The sequence below is a fragment of the Mycobacterium sp. genome, assembly GCF_049585075.1.
Taxonomy (GTDB): domain Bacteria; phylum Actinomycetota; class Actinomycetes; order Mycobacteriales; family Mycobacteriaceae; genus Mycobacterium.
Map to the genome: position 1 here is coordinate 1 of NZ_JBAUZA010000545.1, position 3,067 is coordinate 3,067.

A 3,067-nucleotide genomic window follows, 5' to 3' on the forward strand; every position below is an offset into this window, starting at 1 on the left:
CGCCTTGGCGGCGTCGTCCACTTGGCCCAGGAAGCGCAGGTGGCCCGCCAATCCGCCTGCTTTGCTGCGCAATTCGTCTTCGTCGCCGCGGCCCACGATCAGCACCTGGACGCCGGGAAAGTGTTCGACCAGGGTGGGCAGCGCGTCGATCAGGACGGCCATGCCCTTGCGGGATTCGTCGTAGCGGCCCAAGAACAGCACCGTCTTGCCGGGCCGCGGGTAGCCGTCCAAAAGCGGCGCAGAGGCATAGGCGGCCACGTCGACGCCGTTGGGGATCTCGACCGCGTCGGATCCCAGCGCTTCCATCTGCCAGCGCCGGGCCAGGTCGGACACCGCGATCCGGCCGACGATCTTCTCGTGCCAAGGCCGCAGCACACCCTGAAAGACGGTCAGGGTCAACGATTTAGTGGTCGAGGTGTGAAAGGTCGCCACGATCGGCCCCTCGGCCACCCGCAGCGCCCACATCGACAGGCTGGGCGCATTCGGCTCATGCAGATGCAGCACGTCGAAATCGCCGTCGGCCAGCCAGCGCCGCACCCTGCCGTGTACGGCCGGGCTGAACTGCAGCCGGGCCACCGAGCCGTTGTACGGGATCGGGACGGCCCGGCCGGCGGAGACGACGTAGTCGGGCAGCGAGACGTGGGGCGACGACGGTGCCAGCACGCTGACGTCCTGGCCGCGGGCGATCATCACCTCGGCGAGCTGCAAGATATGCGACTGCACCCCGCCGGGCACGTCGAATGAGTACGGGCACACCATGCCGATGCGCATCAGGTCTCCGCCAATCGGGCCCGTCGCTCGTCTAGTCCCATTGCCCGGCTCCTCCTCGGGCCTCTAGGGCCCGCATCGTCTCCGGGCGCAGGTCAGCCAGCCACTGCGGCTGGAGCATATGCCAGTCGGCGGGATGCTCGGCGATGTTGCGGGCGAAGACGTCCGCCAGCGCCTGCGTGACGGCGACGACGTCACCGCTGGCGCAATCCAGCGGCGGATCGATCCCGACGCGGCATCCGTCAGGCTCATACCAGGTGTGGGTCGGCAGCAGCGCCGCCCCGGTCTTGATCGCGAGCTTCGCCGGCCCCGCCGGCATCCTGGTTGGTTCGCCGAAGAAATCGACCTGGACGCCGGTACGGCTAAGGTCCCGCTCGGCCATCAGACACACCACCTTGTTGTCCCGCAGTCGCTCGGACAGCAGCTGGAAGGGCGGCTGTTCGCCGCCGGACAGCGGGATCACCTCGAAGCCTAGGCTTTCCCGGTAGTCGATGAACCGCCGATACAACGACTCGGGCTTGAGCCGCTCGGCGACGGTGGTGAACTTGCCGCGAGTCTGGGCCATCCATACCCCGGCCATATCCCAGTTGCCGCTGTGCGGCAACGCCAGCAGCGCACCGCGGCCCGCCGCCAGCGCTGCGTCCACATGCTCGTCGCCCACAACGGTTTTGGCGATCTCTTCGCCGATCGCGTGGTGATCCATCGTCGGCAACCGGAACGCCTCGCGCCAGTAGCGGGCATAGGACGCCAGCGAGGCCCGCATCAGGCTGCCGGGCACGTCTTTTGGCGCAACCCCGATGACGCGCGCCAGATTCTTGCGCAGTTGCGCAGGTCCCCCGTTGCGTGACGCGTAAAGCGCTCCGGCGTCAAAAGCGTTGCGCGCAGCGAACTCCGGCATCACGCGTACCGCCATCCATCCGGCCGCATAGCCCCAGTCGGTCATCTGGCTGCCCAGCGGAAAGCCGCTGACCCCAGGCAGTTTCACGGCTCGCTCTTCCCCGGGTCCTGCGTCGGTCCGGCCGGGCGCATCGGATCGGCCGCGCCGGGCGAATGCCGCACGGTGTGCAACCGCTGCGCGCAGGTGATCATGCTGGCCACCGCCAGCAGCCACATCGCGACGTGCAGCGCCCACGGCAACGGAAACAGCGGCAGGTCCGACAGTCCTGCGCCCACCAGCACGATGATCAACCGTTCCGGCCGCTCGATAAAGCCGCCGTCACCGCGCAACCCGCTGGCTTCGGCGCGGGCCTTGATGTAGGAGATCACCTGCGAGGTGACCAAACAGATCATCGTCGCCACCACCAGCCACGGGCTGTGCAAGCCGAAAGCCGCCCACCAGGCCAGCCCGCAGAACACCGCGCCGTCGCTGATGCGGTCGCAGGTCGCGTCCAGCACGGCACCGAACCGGCTGCCGCCGCCGCTTTCTCGCGCCATCGCCCCGTCGACCAGGTCGAACATCACGAAAAACCAGATCACCATCGTGCCGGCGAACAGCCGGCCGGTCGGAAACAGCGTCAACGCCGCCAACACCGCGGCGGCGGTGGCGATGATCGTGACGCCGTCGGCGGTGAAGCCGGCCCGCAGGAATCCCCGGGCCACCGGTGTGGTGACCCGTGCGACGCCCTCGCGCGACAACAATTTGCTCACGGTTGCTTTTCCCACTCGGTGGCCAGCAGAAGACGGGTGTCGCGCAGCAACTGCGGGATGACCTTGGAGTCGCCGATGATCGTGATGAAGTTGGCGTCGCCGCCCCACCGCGGCACCACATGCACGTGCAGATGTTCGGCCAGCGAACCGCCGGCCGACGCGCCCAGGTTCAAGCCGACGTTGAAGCCGTGCGGGCGAGACACGTTCTTGATGACGCGAATCGCCTTCTGTGTAAAAGCCATCAGCTCGGCGGTCTCCTTATCGGTCAGGTCCTCCAGTTCGGATACCCGCCGATACGGCACCACCATCAAATGTCCGGGGTTGTATGGGTAGAGGTTCAGCACGGCATAGACCAATTCACCGCGGGCGACCACCAGACCATCCTCGTCGGGAAGCTGCGGGATGTCGGAGAAGGGCTGGTCGCGGTCGTTGATGTCCTGCTTCAGCGGCCCCTCGGCCAGGTAGGTCATTCGATAAGGCGTCCACAACCGCTGCAAGTGGTCGACCTCACCGACGCCTCTGTCCACGATCGCGTCGTCATCAGCCACGGTTGCTCACCTTGACCAAATCCGCTGTGGGAGCGGCGTTTTCACGCTCAGCAATCCACTTGACAATCGCGGCGACCGCAACGTCGCGTGGTACCCCGTTGATC

At 67.0% G+C, this 3,067-nt stretch carries 4 protein-coding genes; all 4 read right to left on the reverse strand.

All coding sequences use genetic code 11. The features are described 5' to 3' along the window. A partial coding sequence (locus tag WB785_RS24850) for a glycosyltransferase family 4 protein (protein WP_424082778.1) occupies positions 1 to 771 on the reverse strand: 771 nt, incomplete at its 3' end. Between the two features lie 31 nt (positions 772 to 802). Continuing rightward, a complete protein-coding gene (locus WB785_RS24855) occupies positions 803 to 1,711 on the reverse strand; it encodes a phosphatidylinositol mannoside acyltransferase (protein WP_424082783.1) in 909 nt (302 codons plus the stop codon). A gap of 38 nt (positions 1,712 to 1,749) precedes the next feature. Continuing rightward, positions 1,750 to 2,415 carry a phosphatidylinositol phosphate synthase gene (gene pgsA, locus WB785_RS24860; protein ID WP_424082780.1) on the reverse strand — a complete coding sequence of 222 codons (666 nt, stop codon included), beginning with the start codon at positions 2,413 to 2,415 and terminating at the stop codon, positions 1,750 to 1,752. Then, a complete protein-coding gene (locus WB785_RS24865; protein ID WP_424082782.1) occupies positions 2,412 to 2,963 on the reverse strand; it encodes an HIT family protein in 552 nt (183 codons plus the stop codon). Before WB785_RS24865 ends, pgsA begins: the two co-directional genes overlap by 4 nt. Positions 2,964 to 3,067: the final 104 nt, after the last annotated feature.